The sequence below is a fragment of the Tessaracoccus antarcticus genome, from assembly GCF_003688855.1.
Lineage (GTDB): Bacteria > Actinomycetota > Actinomycetes > Propionibacteriales > Propionibacteriaceae > Arachnia > Arachnia antarctica.
Map to the genome: position 1 here is coordinate 777,921 of NZ_REFW01000002.1, position 20,535 is coordinate 798,455.

Consider the following 20,535-nt stretch of genomic DNA (forward strand, 5'->3'; position numbering starts at 1 on the left):
CGACACCGGCCCAGCAGACCTGGAAGACGGTCGGTCAGGACTCAGCGCCACCCGAGCCCCGGAGCGACATGGCGGATGATGTTGTCCAGCACCTGGGCGTTGTAGTCCACGCCGAGCTGGTTCGGCAGAGTCAGCAGCAGGGTGTCGGCCGCCGCGATGGCCTCGTCCTCCGCCAGTTCCCGGACCAATTGGTCCGGCTCCCCGGCGTAGGACTTGCCGAAGCGGGCGGCACCCCCGTCGAGGTGGCCCACCTGGTCATGGCTGCCCGCTTCGCCCCCGAAGTAGGCGCGATCCAGGGCGCTGACAATCGGGAAGATGCTGCGGCTCACGGAGACACGGGGCTCGTGGGTGTGTCCAGCAACCTTCCAGGCGTCGCGAAACATCTGAATCTGTTCGGCCTGCAGTTGGTGGAACGGCACCCCCGTGTCCTCGGTGAGCAGTGTCGAGCTCATGAGGTTCATGCCCTGCTGAGCGGTCCACTCGGCTGTCGCTCGCGATCCGGCACCCCACCAGATCCGCTCCCGCAGCCCCGGGGAATGCGGCTCCAGGCGCAGCAGGCCGGGTGGGTTCGGGAACATGGGGCGCGGGTTGGGCGCCGCGAAGCCCCTGCCCTCGAGCTGCTCCAGGAAAATCTTCGTGTGGGTACGGGCCATGGCGGCGTGGTCGCCGTCGGCGGGTTCGTGGCCGAAGTGGCGGAACCCGTCGATCACCTGTTCGGGCGATCCCCGGCTGATCCCCAACTGCAACCTTCCACCGGAGATCAGGTCGGCGGCGCCTGCCTCCTCCGTCATGTAGAGGGGGTTCTCGTAGCGCATGTCGATCACCCCGGTGCCGATCTCGATGCGACTCGTCCGGGCACCGACGGCGGCGAGCAGCGGGAACGGCGACGCCAACTGTCGCGCAAAGTGGTGCACCCGGAAGTAGGCGCCGTCGGCCCCCACCTCCTCCGCGGCCACGGCGAGGTCAATGGACTGCAACAGCGCGTCGGACGCGCTCCGCACCTGGGACTGTGGTGAAGGGCTCCAGTGGCCGAAGGACAGAAAACCGATCTTCTTCATGTCAGGCACAACGAATCCGGACGCCAACTTCTTCCCGACGCAACGAGGTCCGCACACCCCTCGCAGGAGAGTGCGGACCTCGACGTGTGTTCGGTCACCAGCCGGCAGGCTGGGCGTCAGGGGATGTCGGACTGCTTGGCCTCCTTGATCAGTGCTTCACCGTCGGACCTGGTGATGAAGCGCTGGCTCACCAACGACTCGGTGTCCTTCCTGACCTTCTTCACGTAGTCGTTGTGGCTCGGGTACAGGCCAGCCAGTGCTGACGCTGAGAAGGGGACCTCGTGACCTGCAATGAAGCAGAACGATGCACCCGTTGATGTGCCGAACCAGGTGCTGGTGGGCACATCCAGGTACGGGGACCGGAGACCCCCAAGCACGTTGCCGAACTGGTCCGTCACCGGCGCGCCGTTGACCACCACGATGGGTGAGCCATGTGGTGGGGCTATGTCCTTGCGCACCCACTCGTCAAGGTTGCGCAGGATGGCGTCGAAGAAGATGTGGCTCGGGAACCGACTTCTCGGTCCCTCGTTGCAGGACATGGGCGGCACTGGCTGGCCCGCCCTGATGATGTCCGCCGGCTGGGCCGCGTAGTTGAGCTCGTCCGGCGTGGCGTGTCCAGCCCCGGCCATCTCGTACTGCCTGTACCTGTCGATGGGTGCATCGCTGTCGGGGCGGCGTCCGGCGATGCCGATGAGGTAGTCGGACTGTGACATCACGTGCATGATCGGAACGCCCACGCCGGAGAACTGGTAGCGCGGGTCCGTCACGGGGGGCACCGTGGCGCACTGGTTGATGGGTACGTTGCCGACGAACGCCCCGGCGGCCACGGCAACGATGTAGCCGTCGTAGATGGGCTTGCCGGGTGAACTCTCCGCGAGGGGCCGGATCCCGTTGATGTAGTCGTACATGTAGCCGCCGGTCTGCGAGTACCCGAAGCCGTAGACCTCCTCGGTGCGGTGCTTGGCGCCGTACCTGACGGGGTTGCGGGCGTCCGTGCTGCGTACCAGCTGGCCCACCTGGCTGATGATGTCCCAGGCCAGTCCATTTTCGGAGGCCCGGTCATCGGTGCCTGTCACCTGACAGTTCAGAGGGTCGTCGAGGCTGAGCGGGTTGGCCATTGCAAGGGACCCGTAGCGACCGGGATCAAACTTCTTCAGAGCCACGATGGAGACGGGCTTGACGGTCACACCCACCCACACGTCCCCGTTCTCCACCATCTGGCGATTCATCATGGCCCAGCCGATGTTGAGGTCGAACAGGTTGGAGGGGTTCATGGGCTCCACCACGACGTTGCCACTGAAATCACGGCCGTTGATGGGTTTCCGCACGAGGATGCGGGTGGTGTAGGGGGCATCCGTTGTGCGCACCACAGCTGGTCCGGGTGCGGGCCAGTCATACACGTCTGCGGCACCGCTGATGATGTACTCCTCCTCCACGTAGCCCTTCTTCTGGAGGTTCTCGGGTACCCCTTGGAACTTGGCCGCCCCGAACGGATGCGACTTCTTGGTGGAGGCCAGGGGGCCGACGACTTTCGGGATGGCGACGACAGTTGGTTCACCGGGGTTGGCCGTCGGATCCGGCGACGGTGTGACAGTGGGAGTCTGCGACGGCGACGTGGAGGCCACGACGGTTGCGGACGGCGCGGCACTCACACTGGCGGATGCGGATGCGGATGCGGATGCGGATGGCGACATGGTCACGGGCGCGGTGGGGCGCACGTCGACTTCAGTGGAACGCGAGACGCTGGGGGAGGGAGTCGACTCCACGGCAACGGCTGTCGGAACGACGACGCCCGCAGCAAGGACTGCGACGCTGACGGCTGTGAGCACGCGGCGGAACCGGGGACGGGTTCCGGGCTCTGCCCTGCGGAGTGATGATGAAACGCGCATGAAGCACTTCCTCTTCGTTGAGGCGGTTGGGAAGCACAGTTCAATTCACGCCGTGTCAACATGTCAAGGGATGTGTGCTGGCTCAACTCCAAAGTCACTCAACCAGTTACCCCGTGGAGATGCGGGCGCACCACGTTCGCGTGGGCATGGCCTGAGCATCCGCTGCCCCGGGCCAACCGTGGTGAACGGGGTGCGCCGTTCACCACGGGAGCCAGTCAGTCTGCCAAAAGCTGGCGCAGCACGTACTGCAGGATGCCACCGTGCTTGTAGTAGTTGGCCTCGGCCGGTGTGTCGATGCGGACGACCGCCGTGAACGTTCGCTCCCCCAGAGCGTCGCTGACGGTCACGGTCACTTCGTGGGGTAGCTCGTCGACGTTCTCGAGCCCCGACACCGAGAATGTCTCGTCGCCCACCAGCGAGAGACTCGAGGCACTCTCGCCGTCGAGGAACTGCAGCGGCAGGACACCCATACCGATGAGGTTGGAGCGGTGAATGCGCTCGAAGGACTCCGCGAGCACCGCCCTCACCCCCAACAGCAGGGTGCCCTTGGCGGCCCAGTCGCGCGAGGAGCCGGACCCGTACTCCTTGCCAGCGATGATGACCAGGGGGACGTCGTCGGACAGGTACCGTTCGGAGGCCTCGAAGATGCTCACCTGCTCGTCGCTGGGGAAGTGCCGGGTGAAGCCACCCTCCACTCCCGGTACGAGCTGGTTGCGCAGCCGGATGTTGGCGAAGGTCCCCCGGATCATGACTTCGTGGTTGCCGCGACGCGAGCCGTACGAGTTGAAGTCAGCGAGATCAACCCCGTGCTGCTCCAGGTACGTGCCCGCCGGTGAGTCGCGTCGGATGGCCCCCGCAGGCGAGATGTGGTCCGTGGTCACGGAGTCGCCCAGCAGTGCCAGCACACGGGCGCCGCGGATGTCGCGCAAGGGTTCTGGATGACGTTCCATGCCGTCGAAATAGGGTGGGTTGCGCACGTAGGTCGAGTCGTCGTCCCATGCGAACATGTCCCCGACGCCCACGTCGAGGCTCTTCCAGTTGTCATCGCCGGAGAAGACATCCGCATACCCCTGCGTGAACATCTCGGCCCTCAACGATGTCCGAATGTTCTCCTGGATCTCCTCGCTGCTGGGCCAGATGTCGCGCAGGTAGACGGGTTCACCGTCGCTGCCCGTCCCAAGCGAGTCACTGAGAAGGTCGATGTTCATGGTGCCCGCCAGGGCGTAGGCCACCACCAGGGGCGGCGAGGCCAGGAAGTTCATCTTCGTCTCGGCGTGGATTCTCCCCTCGAAGTTGCGGTTGCCGCTGAGGACGGCGCTCACCGACAGGTCCTTCACGCCGATGGCCCTGCTGACCTCGGGGATGAGCGGCCCCGAGTTGCCAATGCAGGTAGTACAGCCGTAGCCCACGAGGTTGAACCCGAGCTCGTTCAGGTAGGGGGTCAGGCCGGCCTCGTCGAAGTAGTCGGTGACGACACGGGATCCCGGTGCCAGGGACGTCTTGACCCATGGCTTGCTGCGCAACCCCTTCTCCACGGCCTTCTTCGCAAGCAGACCCGCCCCCAACATCACGGTGGGGTTGGAGGTGTTCGTGCAGCTGGTGATGGCCGCGATCACCACATGGCCGTTGTCGATTTCGGTGGTTTCCCCGTGCAGCTCGACGGGAACCGGGTCCGACGGCCAGGGCTCGTCCTGATAGGTCGTGGGCCACTGCTTGGGTTCCGTGTTGTCCCCGTAGTGGTCGACCGCGATGGGGTCGCTGGCGGGGAAGGACGAGTCGGAGGCGTCGTCGAGGCCCACGAGTTCCAGGGGGCTTCGGTGGGGATCGTTGAGCAGTCCCCCCACCACCCGGCGCGCCTTGGACAACGGGATCCGGTCCTGCGGGCGCCTCGGACCGGCGATGGAGGGTACGACCGCACCCAGGTCGAGTTCCACACTGCGGGAGTAGGTCGCTTCGCGCCCCGGATCGTGCCAGAGTCCCTGCTCCTTGGCGTAGACCTCCACGAGGCGCACCTGGCTCTCGGGCCGACCCGTGAAGCGCAGGTAGGACAATGTCTCGTCGTCAATGGGGAAAATGGCACACGTGGCCCCGTACTCCGGGCTCATGTTTCCCAGGGTGGCCCGGTTGGCCAGCGGGATGTTGGCCACTCCGTCGCCGTAGAACTCGACGAAGTTCCCCACCACCCCCACCTCCCGCAACATCTGCGCGACGGTCAGCACCAGGTCCGTGGCGGTGACACCCTCCCGCAGGGCACCCGTGAGCCGGACTCCGAGCACCGGCGGCACCAGCATGCTCATCGGTTGGCCCAGCATCGCCGCCTCCGCCTCGATCCCGCCAACACCCCAACCGAGCACACCCAGTCCATTGATCATGGGGGTGTGGGAATCGGTGCCCACGAGTGTGTCCGGGTACGCCTGCACCACATCGCCCACCGTGCGGGTGAACACCACGCGGGCAAGGTACTCGAGGTTGACCTGGTGGCAGATGCCCGTGTCCGGCGGCACCACCACGAAGTCGTCGAACGCCTGCTGTGCCCACCGCAGCAGTTCGTAGCGTTCCCTGTTGCGGTGGAACTCGAAATCGGCGTTGAGCTGCAGCGCATCGGCACGGCCGAACACGTCAGCGATCACAGAGTGATCAATGACCAGTTCGGAGGGGATGAGCGGATTGATCTTCTGGGGGTCGCCACCGAGTGCGGCCATGGCGTCGCGCATCGCCACCAGATCGACCACGCAGGGCACGCCCGTGAAGTCCTGCAGCAACACTCGGGCCGGCGTGTACTGGATTTCCGAGCCGTGGTGGGCTGCCGGATCCCAGTCGCGCACAGCCTCGATCTGCTGACGGGTGACGAGGCGTCCGTCCTCGTTGCGGAGCAGGTTCTCGAGCAGCACCTTGAGGCTGTAGGGGAGCCGCTCGGCCCCCTCCACTGCGTCCAGCCGGAAGATCTCGAACCTGTCGTCGTCGACCACCAGCGTCTTCCTGGACCCGAAGCTGTCGTGCATGTTGTCCTCCTCGACTTCGCCGTCGTCTCGATGACCTCCCATACCTACCATTGTTCGGGGTCGAGAATCAGGGAACCTGACGTTTTCCCATCGCCTCGGGGCTGTCCCACCCCATCGAAGACGCCGGGACGCCGTAGGTAGCTGACCAGATCGACCGTCAGGGGCAGGGTCTCCAGGTCGTCACTGTGTACCCAGCGGGCATCGTCGGCGTCGTCCCCGGCCACCAGGTCGCCGCTGATGACCGTGGCGGCAAAGTCATGGATCTCGAACATGCGGCCGTCCGCCGTGGGTGAGCGGAGGTTCCACAATTCGCGACCGATCAGCACCCGCAGGCCAGTCTCCTCCCACGCCTCACGCGCCGCAGCCTCCTGAAGGCTCTCCCCCGGCTCGACGCTGCCACCCGGGACACTCCACCGGCCACGTTGCGGCTCCTTCCCACGTTTCACGAGCACCACCCGCCCCGCCCCGTCGGTGATGACCACCCCCACTGCCTGCACAACGCTCTCATCCATGGGCCCAGTCCCCCTGCCGTGCGCTGCCCGGGTGTGCCTGGTCAGCGTCCCGCGGTGGTGGCGCGTCTGCGTTCTCCAAGGTGAGCACGTCACGTCCGAAGGACACCATCAGCAGTGCAAGCGACACGGCTGTGGCCACAGCGGCCACCGAAACGGGGAGCACGGGGATGAGTGCTGCCACCAGCACCCCGCCCTGGGTGCCGGCGACGATCCGCCGGAAGCGGCTGAATGCCAGTGACCCTCGCAGCGCTGGTCGCCACCAACTGGCCGCCCCGAACAGGTACCGCATGACGCCAATGCCCAGTACCCACGGACCCACGCTCAATGACAGCGGGACGGACAGGATGAGGAACAGCACCGCGTCGGATTCCATGTCCAGCCGTCCACCGGCCGCAGAGGCCGTGTTGGTCCTGCGTGCCACCCAGCCGTCCACCCCGTCAAGCAGATACGCCGGCAGCGCCATGACGAACAGCGGCCATGAACGGAGCGGAAGGTCGCCCCACAAGGAAAGGACCACCAGCGTCGCGCACCCGCCCGTCAGGACGATGCGGGTCAGGGTGACGCGGTCCGCCGCCGTGGTCAGGCGAGGGCGTCGTCTGAGCACGCTGATGGCCGCAACCGTGGGGACCACGAGCCCGAACGCTGTGGCAGCGACGGCGTGGGGTGACGGCACGCCAGCACGGAGGGTCAGCGCCGCCCCCAGGATAGCCGCGCCCGCCACAGTCAGCGCCGCATCGACGACTGCCCGCCTGCGTCCGTCTTGCTTGGTCTGGTGCACAGTGCCCATCCTCCCAGCCGCGGCAAGTCCCCGAGGGCCAACTCCCCCGCAGCGACGCCGTGCCACCCGTGCACCCCGATTCCCGGGCGTGACGGTGCGGACAAGGGCAGAATCGACCCATGTCCACGAAACGCTCCTCGTCGGGTGACGCCCTGGAGGCCACCGCATTCTGGGCGACGGGCCCCTGCCGTTCGGAGTTGCGTCGTGAACAGGTGGCTCCCCCGGCTCGGGGGGAGGCGCTGGTGCGGACCCTCTACTCGGGAATCAGCCGAGGTACCGAAATGCTGGTGCACCGCGGTGCGGTCCCGCAACGAGTTGCCCACCTCATGCGGGCCCCGTTCCAGAGCGGCGAGTTCCCGTTCCCCGTGAAGTACGGCTATCTGTCGGTCGGGGTGGTGGATCAGGGCCCACCGGGCTGGCCGGGACGACGAGTGTTCTGCCTCCACCCCCACCAGGATCGCTATGTAGTGCCCGTCGAGGCCCTCACGCTCATCCCCGACGAGGTCCCCAGCGAGCGCGCGGTGCTGGCCGGCTCGGTCGAAACAGCCATCAACGCCCTGTGGGAGTGTGCCCCGCGGATCGGGGACCGCGTCGCCGTGGTTGGGGCCGGCATCATCGGGGCGTCGTTGGCGGCCTTGTTGCGAAGGTTCCCGCTGTCGCGGCTCCAACTGGTGGATCCGGACCCGGCCAAGGGTGCCGTCGCGGAAGCCGTTGGCGTCGAGTGGGCTGCCCCGGGGGACGCCATGACCCATTGCGACATCGTCTATCACGCCTCCGCCACCGAGGCGGGGCTCGCGGGCGGTCTGGGCCAACTGGGGGAGGAGGGCGACCTCGTGGAACTGTCGTGGTACGGGACCGACTCCCCCGCCGTGCCGCTGGGCCTGGACTTCCACGCGCGCCGCCTCAGGATACGGGCCAGCCAGGTGGGGGTGATTGCGGCCCCGCGCAGAGCCCGCAGAACGCACGCCGACCGGCTCTCGTTGGCCTTCGACGCGCTCACCGACCCGGTCTTCGACGCGCTGCTGGGCGGAGCCTCCTCATTTGCTGAACTCCCCGAGGTGATGGAATCCATGTGCCAGGGATCCCTGCCCGGCATGTGCCGCATCATCGCCTACCCGGGCACTCCATCCCACACGAAACGAGGTTGAAACAGATGTACTCCCTGACAGTCTGCGACCACATCATGATTGCCCACTCCCTGCCTGATCCGCGCTTCGGGCCCGCGCAGGGCATGCACGGCGCCACCATGGCGGTGGAGGCAACGTGGCGACGCCACGAGCTGGGTCCCCTGTCCATCGTGATGGACATCGGGGAGGCCACCTCGATGCTGGCTACGGTGCTTGACGCGTTGCGCTACGAGAACCTCGATGAACATCCGGACTTCGTGGGGCGACTGAGCACCACCGAAACCGTCGCCCGTCACATCTCCGACAAGCTGCGGGAGCGGTTCGACGAATCGGAGTTCGCCGGACTGCAGGTGCTCCTGAGGGAGCATCCGGGGGCCTGGGCCACCTACGACGTCAACTTCGGCTGACGCGTCACCCCGGTGGAGTGCGCTTTCCTGATGCCCCGCGACCTGCCAGGCCCGAGCGGCGGCACGCACTTTGACTTCGCGGTGATCAGCGCCCTGACGCAGGCCGGGCACGCCGTGCGGGTATACCAACTTCCCGGCGATTGGCCCCGCCCCACGCCCGCCGACCGGCGGGCCCTCCAGACAGCGTTGCTGGCGCAGCCGCTGGCAGTGGTGGACGGCATCGTGGCTTTGGCCGCGCCCACCGAGATCGAAGCCGCGGTCCGTATGGGTATCCGGGTGCACATCCTCGTCCACTCGCTCCTGACGGCCGACCCCGGACTTGACCACGACGCCAGATCCGCGTTCACCATGGCGGAGAGCGCCGCGCTGGCGGTGGCATCCTCCAGCAGCGTCCCCAGTCAGTGGTCGGCCACCGACATCGCGACACGCTACCCAGGCGTCCGAACTCACGTCGTGCCGCCGGGCACGTCGCCCGCGCCACCCGCGGTGGGTAGCGATCCGCCGCAATTGCTGGTGCTGGCAGCCCTCACCCCCCTGAAGAATCAGTTGCATGCGCTGCAGGCCCTTGCGCTGCTGTCGGACCTGCCGTGGACGCTGGAACTCGTGGGCTCCGATGAGCTCGACCCCGCCTACGTGGGACGCCTGCGACACAGCATCGAGCACGACATCGGGCCCGGCCGGGTCACGCTGCGCGGGGCCGTCACGGGCGAGGCACTCGATGCTCTGTGGGAGGCCACCGACCTGCTGGTCCTGACGTCGACCAGTGAAACATTCGGCATGGTCATCACCGAGGCGCTGGCCCGCGGGGTCCCGGCCGTCGTCACGGGGGCCACCGGCGCCGCCGAAGCCCTCCGCGGGCAGGGTGTCGGGGACGGCCCGGTACCTGTCGTCGGGCTCCCGGGTGCCGTTGTGGATCCCTCTGACCCGGCCGTCCTGGCGGACACCCTGCGACTCTGGTTGTCGGAGGACGGTGTCCGCTCCTCGTGGCGGAGCGCCGCGTTGGCGCGCCGTCCTAGGCTGCAGACATGGCACCAGAGCGCAGCGGCGCTGGCACGGATCATGACCGCGTGACGCAGATCGTCCAGCGGGCCGCCAGTGACTGGTTGTCATTGCGCCGAGCCGCAGATGAAACCGCCCGCCAGGCCAGTGTGGCGGCGCTGCCAGCGCTGGACGCCCACCTGTCCTCCCGGCTGGGTCCCGGGACGGCCGTCACCGTGTGCGATCTGGGGGCCGGCACCGGCGCCAACATGGCATGGCTTGCGCCCCGTCTTGCCGTGCGGCAGCGGTGGACACTGGTGGATCGTGACGAGGACCTCCTGCACCAGGTGCCCACTGCCGCTCCGTCGGACGCGGTCCTGGGGGTCCGTCGGATCGCTGCGGAACTGGAGGACCTGCAGCACGACGACGCAGCCGGCACCCCCGCGGACCTCGTCACCTGCTCCGCCTTCCTCGACGTCCTCACGGTGGGGCAGGTACGGGAACTGGCTGCCTTCGTGGCGCGCATAGGGGCAGCGGCACTTTTCAGCCTGAGCGTCACGGGCGTCGTCCGCATGGACCCTGTCCTGGAGTTGGACTCCCGCCTCAACGACGTATTCAACGCCCACCAGGTGCGCCACGGACTTGCCGGGCCAGGGGCCACCGCCGTGGCGGCACAGGTGCTGTGCAGCAACGGGTTCACCGTCGGACTCATCGAGACACCGTGGGTACTGGGGGCACAGCAGGCTCCCCTGGTGGAGCGCTACCTCAGCGATCGCGTCGCAGCGGTGATCGACCACGACCCAGCCCTGGTTGAGCCGTCACGTGATTGGTTGGGGCTGCGGATGTCACAACTCCGCGACGGCCTCCTGTCGCTCCGGGTGGGCCACACGGATCTTGTGGCGCTGCCCTCCGACTAGGCGAAGGTGAACTCCGAACAGATGTCGTTGCCGAGCAGGAAACGCCGCACAGGCGCGGTGATGGCCCCTGACAAGGCGTCGGTGCCGTCGAAACGGATACCGGGGATGCCGTCACCCACCAGCATGGGGGCTGTGGTGAGAAACAGCCGGTCCAGTACGCCGCCACGCAGGAATGTGGACACGGTCACCCCACCGCCCTCGACGAGCACCCTCTTCAGGCCCTGACGGCCCAAACGCTCCAGCACGCGAGAGGGCGCGAAAGCTTCCATCGATTCGAGCCGATGGATGTCGACATGGTCCGCAACGCGCTCGGGCACCACCGCGTCCGGCCCCACGAACCACAGGGTGGGGGCGACCGGATCACTGAGGAGCTTCGCGTCCGTGGGGATGCGGGCGTGGGGGTCCAGGACCACCCTGACGGGGTGCGCACCGCTAACGGAGCGCACCGTGAGCTGGCAGTCGTCGGCAGTGACGGTACCGGCCCCGACGATGACGGCGTCCACCAGCGCTCGGAGGCGGTGCAGATGTTCGCGATCCTCCTCCCCGGTGACGAAGCATGCGTCTCCGGTGCGGGAGGCGATGAAACCGTCGATGCTCTGCCCCAGCTGGGCGATGACGAGGCGTTCACCGGCCTGGACCAGTGGGCCGTAGCGGTCGACCAACTCCATCTGGAGCGGATCGAGTTCTCCGTCGGGGATCACACCGACGCTCAGTTGCTCCCACGCCTGAGGATCGGGAACGGGGTCGTGTTCCATCCGCGAGCGCTTCGCGTTGAGGTAGGCAGTGTTCTCTGCACGGTCCGGAACGTGGAGCCGCTGCCGCCCCACCACGGTGATGCCCAGCGCCTCCAACGCGATCTGCTTGGCCGGATTCGACGTCAACAGCCGCACCGTCTCGATACCCAGATCCCGAAGGATGTCGGCACCCTGCCTGTAGTCGCGTGAGTCGATGGGAAGCCCAAGATCAGTGTTGGCGTCGACGGTGTCCCGGCCGTTGTCCTGGAGCGCGTAGGCGCGGAGCTTGTTGAGGAGCCCGATGCCGCGGCCCTCATGCCCGCGCATGTAGACGAGTGCCCCGGATGTGGCACGACTGATGGTGCCGAGGGCCGCGTCGAGTTGTTCGCCACAGTCGCATCTGTAGGAGCCGAACGCGTCCCCCGTGAGGCATTCCGAGTGGACCCGGACCAGGGGCGGTTCACCAGTGAAACCGTTGTGGCTCCCCCACACCAGGGCGACGTGCTCCGCTCCAGCCAGACCCGCGTAGCCCACCATGTCGAAGGTCCCGTGGCGGGTGGGGAGTCTCGTCGTCACGACGCGCGTCACCGTCACCGCAGCGTCTCGTCGTGCATTCTCAAGCGACATGGGGGAATAGTAGTTCGGGGCTCAACGATCCGTGAGCGGCGATCAATCCCCCGCCGTGGCCACGGGTATCAGGACCTCGTTGCGCCGTAGGAACCACGGCTTCCATGGTGGATCGAAGCGGGCATACCGCGGGGATCCCGTCACTTCGAGCGTGGACTGCTCGCCGATCCGAACCATCAAGCCGGCCAACTGTTCGGCGAACTTCGCCTCCGTGGAGCGTCCGCTGAACTGCCGCACGGCCGCCATGTCCTCTGCCACCTCACGGATGCGGACGTTGACGTCCGTGGGTTCCGGCAGCGTGTCCATGGTGTATTCCGCTGGCATCACGAACGAGACAACGTGCTCCTGCCCGCTCGACTCGTGGAGCACGGGTGCCGTCATGGCAATCTTCTCCGGCGACGGCTTCTGCACCACGGGTGCGGTCATCGCCACCTTCTGTTTGCCGACGTTGTCGCCGAAGATGAAGGCCGCCAACATCCGAAACGCCCTGTTGACGGCGTCGTCGAACGATCCGTGCACGGTGACCTCGGCCACGAGGTGGGCCGGGTAACGCCGCACCTCCCAGCCGTCATGTCCTGCGACAACGTCGTACTTCTGTTGTTCGGTCATGTTCAAGCATTGCACGCACGCCCCAATGGCGCTCAGGGGCTTGGTCACAGATGCCAGCAAACGCCAGGGAGCGTCTTGTTCGTGGCGTAGGCGCTCCCCTGGGCTCGGCCACTGTGACCTCGAATCCCCGCACGGTGAGGTGGGACCGCGCCACCGACATTTCCTTCATGGTGGCCTCATTCGCCCTTTCTGGGACATCGCACCACTTCCCGACGGGTCCGCAGTCGTGTGGATGATTGATCTGAGCACCGGCGGCGTCGCAGCATCTTCCGCCAGACGGAGGCGAATGCTCGAAGATGTGCGGGTGAAGTGTCCAGTGCGCTCCGTGTGCCTGCGAGACTACGATGCTCAGCGTGACCCATCCAGATGTTCCCGTGGTGATCCGCGAGGCCAGGGCCGAGGATCAGACCGCGGTGGTGGAGATCTGCCGTGCAAGCGGCCGAGACGCTTGGTCGCCGAAGGCCCTGATCCCCAGTGAAACGAGGATCGTCCTCGTCGCAACCATCGACGACGTGGTGCTGGCCGTGGCGAAGACGCACCTCCATGAAGAGGCCGATGACGACGCCCCAGCTGGCCACTACCTCGGCGGCGTCGTGGTCGATCCGCGCATGCGCCGCCAGGGGCTGGGATCAGTCCTGACGAAAGCTCGCATGCAGTGGATCGGGGAACGAAGCAATCGTGCGTTCTACTTCACCGATGAGCGCAATACAGCCTCCATCGAGATGCACAGCCAATTCGGTTTCGTTCCCATCGCCGCAGCCCTGTCGATCAGGGGGGTGTCCGCCGATGACGAGGGGGGCAACGTGGTCCTGTATGACGCATTGGCTCCCCTCGGGGTCCGCCGCCGTATCCGGCGTTGATCGCAGCCTGTGGGTTCCCGATGAACTCCTCCTGCTGCTGGGGTGTGATCCTCTTGATCCCCGATGCCGCTCTCTTCCCAGATCGCGGCGACGATCATGCCCGACCAGTGGAGGATGTTCCACGGAGCGTGGGAAGGGAGGCAAGGCCCAGAATTCACGCCTTCCGCGGCTCCGCTGCCGCCCAGAGAATCAGCGTCACCGTGACGGTGACGGACTCCTCCACAGTGGGGGTTCAGTGCCACATCGCATCATCCGGTGACGGCATACATCTGATCCGGCGGGGATCTGTCATCTCGTCCCCCGGCAATGTGCGGATCGCTCACGGGGGGATCGTCGGGCGCACCCCGGACGTGCTGCCGAGCCGTGAAGCGCGCGGTTCTGTTCGGCGGCGTCACCACAGCCTGACCGGTGTCCGGGTCGATGTGGATGACCCAGCGGTCCCCGGGGCGGCTCCACCGGTCCGGTTCCATGAGTTGGTGGTGATGCGGACACAACAACACCAGATTCCACAAGGCTGTGGCACCGCCGGCCCACCACGGCTGCAGGTGGTGCGCTTCGCAGGCAGAGTCCGGGGCGCTGCACTGGGGAAAGATGCATCCACCGTCGCGCAGGCTCAGGGCCTTCCGGATGGCCGGGGTCACCAGGCGCTGCGTGCGGCCCACGTCCAGGATCTCCGAGGGGCCGCCGAGGACGACGGGCATGAGGTCAGCGTCGCAGCACAACCTGCGCAGGTCCCCGGCGGTGATCGTGGCCCCCTTGGCCAGGACTCCGGCCCGTTCGGCACGTTCGCGGAGGTCCTGTTCCCGGATGGTGACGACGATCCGGGGTCGGTCCCCAATGCTGGTGGGTGCGTCACGGTGGTCGGAGATGATGTGGGTGAGGGCATCGGCGCGGCGCTGCTCGGGTGTGCGGTTGATGTCCTTGGCTGCCTGGTCCCGCATCACGCGGGGTCCGGGGTCGGTGGCGCGGGTGGACCTGAACCTGTCCCTGGCCGCGCGACGATCCGACTCCACATAGGCCTCCACCAGACTGATCAGGGGTGCCGCCTCCAGATGCGGCAGGGACCCGTGCAACCACGTCGACCCGTCCCCGTCATCACCCCACCGCAAAGACCGCTTGCTGAACGCCCGTCGGCGTTGCCGCACCAACCGGGCCGCCTCGTCCTCACCCGTGGGCACCAGCTCGGGGGCGACCTCGGCCAGGACCTGCGGCGCCAACTCCGCCAGACGCCTCGGCGTGTTCCTGGCAGCCCGGTCCAGGAACGCCTGCTCCGCCCGCAACGTCTGCTCAGCCGTCAGCGCCGACGGCAACTGCGCCATCCCCTTGCCGATGGCGGCCGCATGCCGAGACGACACCGTGCCAGCCAGGGCCGCCTCCTTGACCGCCTTGTGCCTGGCCAGGTCGCGGGCCTGGAACACCTGCCGCGCCGCGTCGTGGGAATCCCGACCCTCATCCAACCCGATCAGCGACGTGATCGGTGTCCCCGTCGCGGCCACCGAACTCTGCGACGCCTCATCAGTGAGCACACACGCCAACGACACCGCACGATCCTCAAAACTCCGGGCCCTCTTCATCAACACCAACCGCTCCGGCGCAGACAGCCTGACCCGCTCATCGTGATCGATCGAGGACATCACAGCCTCCAGCGCAGTCAGCGCCTCCGCCGTGGTCCGCCACCCCTGCTCCATAGAAAAACTCTACGGACCACCACTGACATTTTTTGAACAGGTGATCTATTCATCCTGAAATATTCTTCGATGCCATGCCGCCGAGATGAGTGATGGCTCAGCTCTCCAGCCGGTTACCTTTCTCGCTGCTCATCCAGCCCGCTCAACAAGGTGAAACGTGTGCTGGAGACGCGCTCGATTCCTGAGCGCGGGTGGCTTCGTCGGTCAGGACACCCACCAGGGAGGCGATCCTGTTCTGCAGTTCGTCGATCCACCCCACCAGCACCACGAGCTCGGGACCGCTCAGGCTGAGGCGCTGCTCGTCATTGATGGATGCGAGCGCGTCTTCCATCACATCGAGTGCTTCTGATGTCGTGAGTCCGAACGTTTCCATGCATCGACAGTATTGAGCAGCACTGACACTGCGATTGCGTCGGGAGGGGGTTGCAGTACTGGCGGTGACTCTTCGATCAAGACCTGGCGTGCATCGGAACCCGGCCGTCGTGCTCCGGTGCGGCGCCACTGGCTGCCCGGCGGGGCGAAACAGAGCCGCCCTCAACCGAGGCCAGGGCCCCGTCGAACAGAGGCTCGGCGACGCCGTCCATGACAGGGGCGGCGTCCGCGACACCGGATCCGGACATCCTCCCTGCCGTGGGGTGTGCAGAGAGAGGTCGCTCCTCGATGAACAGGGCGAGCGCCAGACCGGCGAGCGCAACAGGGACGGCGTAGAGGAACAGTGGAGGCATTGCTGTGGAGAAGGCGCCGGCGATCGTGCGTTGCACCGCTTCGGGGAGCCCCGCCAGAATTTCTGGGGTGAGCGAACTGATGTTTCCGCCCTGCGCGCCACCGATGGGGGTGCCGGACATCTCGGAGGTCAGCCGACTGATGAAGACGGACCCGAAGACGGCAATACCCACAGAGGCCCCGATCTGTCGGACGTAGTTCTGTGCAGACGTTGCCGTGCCCATGACTTCACCCGGCACAGAGTTCTGCACGATCAGCGTCAGGTTCTGCATCGCTGCGCCGACGCCCAGCCCCAGCACGACGAGGCTGGAAGCGAGGTACCAATACGGGGTGTTCTGGTCGATGCGGGACAGCATGATGAGCCCGACAGCCACGAGGGCAGTGCCGATGATGGGATAGATCTTGTACCGTCCCGTGGCGGAGATCAGTCGCCCGGAGATGATGGCGGCGAACAGGAGCCCGACGGTCATGGGGATCAGCATCAGGCCGGATTGTGTGGCGGTGACGCCGTTGACCATCTGCAGGAAGGTCGGCATGTATGCCACGGCCACGAACAGGGAGATACCGATCGTGAGGCCCACGGCGGAGGGCAGAACGAAGTTGCGGTCCCGGAACAGGGAAAGGGGGATCACCGGATCCGAAGCCCGTGTATCAACGAATATGAACAGCGCCATCCCCAGTACGGCCCCGATGATGAGGCCCACGATTACGGGATCGCCCCACTCGTAGGTGGTGCCTCCCCAGCTGGTGGTCAGCACGATGGCGGTGGAGGTGGCACCGAGCAGCACCATCCCGAGGAGGTCGATGGGCTTGCGTTGACCCGTGGGGCGGTTGGCGTGCAGAGCGAAGATGACGGTGGCCAGAGCGACGAGCCCCAGTGGCATGTTCACGTAGAACACCCACCGCCACGTCAGGTAGTCGGTGAGGAAACCGCCGATGAGCGGCCCGCCAACGGATGAGAGGCCGAAAACCGCGCCGATGAGTCCCATGTATTTGCCGCGCTCACGAGGAGAGACGATGTCTCCGAGGATTGCCTGGGCACCAATCATGAGTCCACCGCCGCCGAGGCCCTGCAGTGCGCGGAAGGCGATCAGCTGGGTCATGTCCTGGGCGATGCCTGACAGGATCGAGCCGATCAGGAATACAACGATGGCGAAGATGAACACGGGTTTGCGACCGATCACATCACCGGTCTTCCCATAGATGGGAAGACCGATGGTGGCCGCCAACAGGTAGGCCGTCACCACCCAGGACAAGTGCTCAAGTCCGTTCAGCTCACCGACGATGGTGGGTAGGGCGGTGGCGACGATCGTCTGGTCGAGAGCGGCCAGGAGCATTGCGAGGAGGAGTCCCGTGAAGGTCCACCTGAACTGGGAGCGTGTCAGCGGTGCGCTGCGCGAGGTGGCGCTGGCAGTGGTCGTCATGGGGATGGTCCTCACCGTGCGGGGAGTTCGGCGGGCTCCGGATCGCACCTTCGTTCGATGGGTGGTTCAAGCATCAACCAATTTACGTCGCCGAACCTTCCAACCACGAGGCTGTCCGACCACAAAATAAATATTTTTGTGACGACGTCACTGTCCCCCACCTTCGCGGGCATCGGTGGCTCGTGGCCCCGGCCATCGCCGTGCATGCTGCGTGGTCCGGATGGGGTCAGCTCACAGGGCGCCGAGGGCGGCGGCCACCGCGATGAGGAGCGCGGGCACGGCAACAAAGGCAGCCACCCTTACAAGCCGGTTGCGCAAGAGTGCCCGTAGCACTGGAGGACGCTGAGATCTGGCCACGGTGCCGGCGTCGTTGTCGGCCGACTTCGCCAGCACCCTGACGCGGTCGACAAGCCTGTCCACGGCTTCGATGCCGTAGCCGTTGTGTCCCTTCGGGACAGTCGTGAAGCGATGCTCCTCGATGTGGGGCAGCACGGGCACCCCGCCACGGGCAGCGAAGGCGAGTCCTGCGAAGAAGCGGTCGACGTCTCGCATCTCATAACTGCTGTCCCTGTGGCGCCCGGGAGGTAGATACGTGGCTCTCTCGATCTCCGCAAGAAGTTCCATCACCGCTGGGCTGTGGAGGGCGGCTTCCGGGTGCTGGCGAGACCGGGAACCGGTCCGGCGACGGTACGGGATTCGAGGCGGGGAATCTGCACCCTCTGTCATGGCAGCCAGCCTACCGAGCCCGCACTTCACCACCGGGAGCGCAGCCAGCAGCCGACCTCACCATGTTCACGAAGTACTCGTGGAAGCGGACATCGCCGCCCACCTCCGGGTGGAAAGCCGTGGCGAGGAGATTTCCCTGCCGGAGCGCCACAACGTGACGGACTGCGCCAACCTTCCGGCTCGTGACGGTGGCCAACACCTGGACGTCCGGGCCGGCCTGCTCCACCCACGGCGCCCGGATGAAGACTGCCCGGACAGGGTGGGTGGCACCGTCACGCAGCGCGGGCACGTGGAGGTCTTCCTCGAAGGAGTCCACCTGTCGCCCGAACGCATTGCGAACAACGGTGACGTCGAGGCCACCGAGCGTCCGCTGGCCCTCGATGCCTCCGACCACCCGGTCGGCGAGCATGATCATCCCCGCACAGGAGCCGAACACGGGCATACCCGCCGCGATACGGGCGCGCAGGGGGTCCGCCAGGTCGAACAAGTGCAACAGCTTGTCCATGGTGGTGGACTCCCCACCCGGGATGACCAGGCCGTCAACAGTGGCCAACTCGGAGACCCGCCTCACAGCGGCCGTGCGGACCCCCAGCTGTGTGAGCGCACGCACGTGTTCCCGCACGTCGCCCTGCAGCGCCAGGACACCGACGGTGATGCTCACCAGCCGCGTTCGGAGAGCCGGTGCGGCTGCGCGATCTCCTCGACGTTGATCCCCACCATGGCCTCCCCGAGGCCCCGGGAGAACTTCGCTATCTGGTCCGGGTCGTCGAAGAAGGTGGTGGCCTTCACGATGGCGGTGGCACGCTCGGCAGGGTTGCCTGATTTGAAGATGCCGGAGCCCACGAACACGCCCTCTGCGCCCAGTTGCATCATCATGGCCGCGTCAGCGGGCGTGGCGATGCCGCCTGCCGTGAACAGCACGACGGGCAGCTTCCCCAGTTCGGCGACCTCAGCCACGAGGTCGTAGGGGGCCTGCAGTTCCTTGGCGGCCACGAACAGTTCGTCGTGCGACATCGACTGGAGCCGACGGATCTCGGCGCGGATGGCGCGCATGTGCCCCGTCGCGTTGGAGACGTCGCCCGTGCCGGCTTCACCCTTGGAGCGGATCATGGCGGCGCCTTCGGTGATCCTTCGCAGGGCCTCGCCCAGGTTCGTGGCACCGCAGACGAAGGGGACGGTGAACGGCCACTTGTCGATGTGGTTCACGTAATCTGCCGGGGTCAACACCTCGGACTCGTCGATGTAGTCCACACCCAGGCTCTGCAGGACTTGAGCCTCAACGAAGTGACCGATCCGTGCCTTGGCCATCACGGGAATGGACACTGCCGCGATGATGCTGTCAATCATGTCCGGATCGCTCATCCGGGAGACGCCGCCCTGGGCGCGGATGTCGGCGGGCACCCGTTCCAACGCCATGACAGCGACTGCGCCTGCATCCTCGGCGATCCGCGCCTGCTCAGCGGTGACCACGTCCATGATCACACCGCCCTTGAGCATCTCTGCCATGCCGCGCTTCACGCGGGCGGTTCCGGTGGTGGAGTGGTTCTGGTCAGTGGGCACGGGTGCGCCAGCCTTTGCGTGGAGGAGGATGCTTGACGTCGCGTCGGATTCGACGGCGCGCAAGAGGACTCTGCAAGTCTACGCACGCCCATCACTGGCCCGGCCGTCGTTACTGGGTGAGAACCTCACCATGTATTCCGCGACGCAGCGTTGAAAAGGTACTCACGGGCTCAGCGTGCCCGCAGGGGCCAATAACGACGCGGCGGCGCCGCCCCATGTTCTGTGGGGCGAGGCCGTGGTCCGTGCGGCAGTATGGGGCCCATGACAGCTCGAACCGCGGGGCAGCACAGGATTCGTCCCGCACGGACGCAGGATCCCCATGAGGTGGACCGGCTCTACGACATCTGCCTGCGTACCGGAGCCAACGGGGCTGGAGCCGAGGACCTGTTCGTGGATCCCCGCCTCCTGGGCGAGATCTACCTGGGCGCGTACCTGGCGTTCGAACCCGAGCTCGCATTCGTCCTCGAGGGCGACGACGGGTCAGTGCTCGGCTACGTTCTGGGTGCACGCGACACCGCCGCATTCGAGCAGTTGCTGGAGGAGCGGTGGTGGCCCGCACTCAAGAAGTCGTACCCGCTTTCCAGTTTCCCGGCAGGCTCGCCCGACGAGGGCCTCGTGCAGATGATCCACGCCCCCTCCCGTACCGATCCCGCCACCATCGAGGCTTTCCCCGCTCATCTGCACGTCGACATCCTCGCTGAGGGGAAGGGCGGGGGCAACGGTCGTCGCCTGCTGGACACCCTTTTCACGGCGCTGCAGGACCGTGGCGTGGAGGGAGTGCACCTGAACGTGTCGCCGGAGAACACCCATGCCATCGGCTTCTACCGGCACATGGGGTTCACGCAGGTGGACGGCAGCCTGTGGGCCAAGCCGCTCTGATCCCGACCGGTCGCTGAGGTTCACCTTCCCGGATGGT

At 66.4% G+C, this 20,535-nt stretch carries 19 protein-coding genes; 6 read left to right on the top strand and 13 right to left on the bottom strand.

Going from position 1 to position 20,535, the window contains the following annotated elements; genetic code table 11:
- Positions 1 to 41 precede the first annotated feature (41 nt).
- The 5 genes from EAX62_RS10880 to EAX62_RS10900 all read right to left on the bottom strand — a co-directional run bounded on the left by EAX62_RS10880 (position 42) and on the right by EAX62_RS10900 (position 7,239).
- A complete protein-coding gene (locus EAX62_RS10880; RefSeq protein WP_121901659.1) occupies positions 42 to 1,058 on the bottom strand; it encodes an LLM class flavin-dependent oxidoreductase in 1,017 nt (338 codons plus the stop codon).
- A gap of 116 nt (positions 1,059 to 1,174) precedes the next feature.
- Positions 1,175 to 2,947, bottom strand: a complete 1,773-nt coding sequence (locus EAX62_RS10885) for an alpha/beta hydrolase domain-containing protein (protein ID WP_121901660.1) — start codon at positions 2,945 to 2,947, stop codon at positions 1,175 to 1,177.
- Between the two features lie 215 nt (positions 2,948 to 3,162).
- Positions 3,163 to 5,991 carry an aconitate hydratase gene (acnA, locus tag EAX62_RS10890; RefSeq protein WP_325048817.1) on the bottom strand — a complete coding sequence of 943 codons (2,829 nt, stop codon included), beginning with the start codon at positions 5,989 to 5,991 and terminating at the stop codon, positions 3,163 to 3,165.
- Positions 5,992 to 5,993: 2 nt separating this feature from the next.
- Positions 5,994 to 6,461 (bottom strand): NUDIX domain-containing protein, encoded by a 468-nt coding sequence (locus tag EAX62_RS10895; RefSeq protein WP_121901661.1) that lies wholly within the window; start codon positions 6,459 to 6,461, stop codon positions 5,994 to 5,996.
- The gene (locus EAX62_RS10900) at positions 6,454 to 7,239 is read right to left on the bottom strand and encodes a CDP-alcohol phosphatidyltransferase family protein (protein WP_199711235.1); all 786 of its coding nucleotides are present in this window, start codon (positions 7,237 to 7,239) and stop codon (positions 6,454 to 6,456) included. Before EAX62_RS10900 ends, EAX62_RS10895 begins: the two co-directional genes overlap by 8 nt.
- A 119-nt stretch (positions 7,240 to 7,358) precedes the next feature.
- Here EAX62_RS10900 and EAX62_RS10905 point away from each other — a divergent pair, with 119 nt between their 5' ends.
- The 4 genes from EAX62_RS10905 to EAX62_RS10920 are packed head-to-tail and all read left to right on the top strand — an operon-like array spanning position 7,359 to position 10,668.
- The gene (locus EAX62_RS10905; protein WP_121901663.1) at positions 7,359 to 8,387 is read left to right on the top strand and encodes a zinc-dependent alcohol dehydrogenase; all 1,029 of its coding nucleotides are present in this window, start codon (positions 7,359 to 7,361) and stop codon (positions 8,385 to 8,387) included.
- 5 nt (positions 8,388 to 8,392) lie between these two features.
- A complete protein-coding gene (locus tag EAX62_RS10910) occupies positions 8,393 to 8,773 on the top strand; it encodes a 6-pyruvoyl trahydropterin synthase family protein (protein ID WP_121901664.1) in 381 nt (126 codons plus the stop codon).
- 30 nt (positions 8,774 to 8,803) lie between these two features.
- On the top strand, positions 8,804 to 9,844 hold the full coding sequence (locus EAX62_RS10915) for a glycosyltransferase family 4 protein (RefSeq protein WP_121901665.1): 1,041 nt from the start codon (positions 8,804 to 8,806) through the stop codon (positions 9,842 to 9,844).
- Positions 9,799 to 10,668 (top strand): class I SAM-dependent methyltransferase, encoded by an 870-nt coding sequence (locus tag EAX62_RS10920; RefSeq protein WP_121901821.1) that lies wholly within the window; start codon positions 9,799 to 9,801, stop codon positions 10,666 to 10,668. Before EAX62_RS10915 ends, EAX62_RS10920 begins: the two co-directional genes overlap by 46 nt.
- On the opposite strand, the gene ribA is transcribed toward EAX62_RS10920, so the two are convergent.
- Positions 10,665 to 12,029, bottom strand: coding sequence for a GTP cyclohydrolase II (gene ribA / locus EAX62_RS10925; protein ID WP_121901666.1), 1,365 nt, complete (start codon positions 12,027 to 12,029; stop codon positions 10,665 to 10,667). The genes EAX62_RS10920 and ribA overlap by 4 nt on opposite strands.
- A gap of 42 nt (positions 12,030 to 12,071) precedes the next feature.
- Positions 12,072 to 12,638 (bottom strand): SOUL family heme-binding protein, encoded by a 567-nt coding sequence (locus EAX62_RS10930; protein WP_121901667.1) that lies wholly within the window; start codon positions 12,636 to 12,638, stop codon positions 12,072 to 12,074.
- 353 nt (positions 12,639 to 12,991) lie between these two features.
- On the opposite strand from EAX62_RS10930, the gene EAX62_RS10935 reads away from it, so the two are divergent.
- On the top strand, positions 12,992 to 13,498 hold the full coding sequence (locus EAX62_RS10935; RefSeq protein WP_158600643.1) for a GNAT family N-acetyltransferase: 507 nt from the start codon (positions 12,992 to 12,994) through the stop codon (positions 13,496 to 13,498).
- A gap of 248 nt (positions 13,499 to 13,746) precedes the next feature.
- On the opposite strand, the gene EAX62_RS10940 is transcribed toward EAX62_RS10935, so the two are convergent.
- From EAX62_RS10940 to pdxS, 6 genes are all read right to left on the bottom strand, one after another.
- On the bottom strand, positions 13,747 to 15,186 hold the full coding sequence (locus tag EAX62_RS10940) for an HNH endonuclease signature motif containing protein (protein ID WP_121901669.1): 1,440 nt from the start codon (positions 15,184 to 15,186) through the stop codon (positions 13,747 to 13,749).
- A gap of 142 nt (positions 15,187 to 15,328) precedes the next feature.
- Positions 15,329 to 15,559: a hypothetical protein gene (locus EAX62_RS10945; protein WP_121901670.1), complete on the bottom strand. Its 231-nt coding sequence runs from the start codon at positions 15,557 to 15,559 to the stop codon at positions 15,329 to 15,331.
- 76 nt (positions 15,560 to 15,635) lie between these two features.
- Positions 15,636 to 17,333 (bottom strand): MDR family MFS transporter, encoded by a 1,698-nt coding sequence (locus EAX62_RS10950; protein WP_121901671.1) that lies wholly within the window; start codon positions 17,331 to 17,333, stop codon positions 15,636 to 15,638.
- 231 nt (positions 17,334 to 17,564) lie between these two features.
- Positions 17,565 to 17,885 (bottom strand): hypothetical protein, encoded by a 321-nt coding sequence (locus EAX62_RS17165; RefSeq protein WP_121901672.1) that lies wholly within the window; start codon positions 17,883 to 17,885, stop codon positions 17,565 to 17,567.
- 184 nt (positions 17,886 to 18,069) lie between these two features.
- Positions 18,070 to 18,720 (bottom strand): pyridoxal 5'-phosphate synthase glutaminase subunit PdxT, encoded by a 651-nt coding sequence (gene pdxT, locus EAX62_RS10960; RefSeq protein WP_121901673.1) that lies wholly within the window; start codon positions 18,718 to 18,720, stop codon positions 18,070 to 18,072.
- On the bottom strand, positions 18,717 to 19,619 hold the full coding sequence (gene pdxS, locus EAX62_RS10965; RefSeq protein WP_121901822.1) for a pyridoxal 5'-phosphate synthase lyase subunit PdxS: 903 nt from the start codon (positions 19,617 to 19,619) through the stop codon (positions 18,717 to 18,719). Before pdxS ends, pdxT begins: the two co-directional genes overlap by 4 nt.
- 261 nt (positions 19,620 to 19,880) lie before the next feature.
- On the opposite strand from pdxS, the gene EAX62_RS10970 reads away from it, so the two are divergent.
- A complete protein-coding gene (locus EAX62_RS10970; RefSeq protein WP_121901674.1) occupies positions 19,881 to 20,498 on the top strand; it encodes a GNAT family N-acetyltransferase in 618 nt (205 codons plus the stop codon).
- The last annotated feature ends 37 nt before the right edge of the window (positions 20,499 to 20,535 follow it).

Excerpts from the sequence above, each read along its gene's own strand:
- EAX62_RS10880 (WP_121901659.1), bottom strand. The coding sequence starts at position 1,058 with ATGAAGAAGATCGGTTTTCTGTCCTTCGGCCACTGGAGCCCTTCACCA.
- EAX62_RS10885 (WP_121901660.1), bottom strand. The coding sequence starts at position 2,947 with ATGCGCGTTTCATCATCACTCCGCAGGGCAGAGCCCGGAACCCGTCCC.
- acnA (WP_325048817.1), bottom strand. The coding sequence starts at position 5,991 with ATGGGAGGTCATCGAGACGACGGCGAAGTCGAGGAGGACAACATGCAC.
- EAX62_RS10895 (WP_121901661.1), bottom strand. The coding sequence starts at position 6,461 with ATGGATGAGAGCGTTGTGCAGGCAGTGGGGGTGGTCATCACCGACGGG.
- EAX62_RS10905 (WP_121901663.1), top strand. The coding sequence starts at position 7,359 with ATGTCCACGAAACGCTCCTCGTCGGGTGACGCCCTGGAGGCCACCGCA.
- EAX62_RS10910 (WP_121901664.1), top strand. The coding sequence starts at position 8,393 with ATGTACTCCCTGACAGTCTGCGACCACATCATGATTGCCCACTCCCTG.
- EAX62_RS10915 (WP_121901665.1), top strand. The coding sequence starts at position 8,804 with ATGCCCCGCGACCTGCCAGGCCCGAGCGGCGGCACGCACTTTGACTTC.
- EAX62_RS10920 (WP_121901821.1), top strand. The coding sequence starts at position 9,799 with ATGGCACCAGAGCGCAGCGGCGCTGGCACGGATCATGACCGCGTGACG.
- ribA (WP_121901666.1), bottom strand. The coding sequence starts at position 12,029 with ATGTCGCTTGAGAATGCACGACGAGACGCTGCGGTGACGGTGACGCGC.
- EAX62_RS10930 (WP_121901667.1), bottom strand. The coding sequence starts at position 12,638 with ATGACCGAACAACAGAAGTACGACGTTGTCGCAGGACATGACGGCTGG.
- EAX62_RS10940 (WP_121901669.1), bottom strand. The coding sequence starts at position 15,186 with ATGGAGCAGGGGTGGCGGACCACGGCGGAGGCGCTGACTGCGCTGGAG.
- EAX62_RS10945 (WP_121901670.1), bottom strand. The coding sequence starts at position 15,559 with ATGGAAACGTTCGGACTCACGACATCAGAAGCACTCGATGTGATGGAA.
- EAX62_RS10950 (WP_121901671.1), bottom strand. The coding sequence starts at position 17,333 with ATGACGACCACTGCCAGCGCCACCTCGCGCAGCGCACCGCTGACACGC.
- EAX62_RS17165 (WP_121901672.1), bottom strand. The coding sequence starts at position 17,885 with ATGCGAGACGTCGACCGCTTCTTCGCAGGACTCGCCTTCGCTGCCCGT.
- EAX62_RS10970 (WP_121901674.1), top strand. The coding sequence starts at position 19,881 with ATGACAGCTCGAACCGCGGGGCAGCACAGGATTCGTCCCGCACGGACG.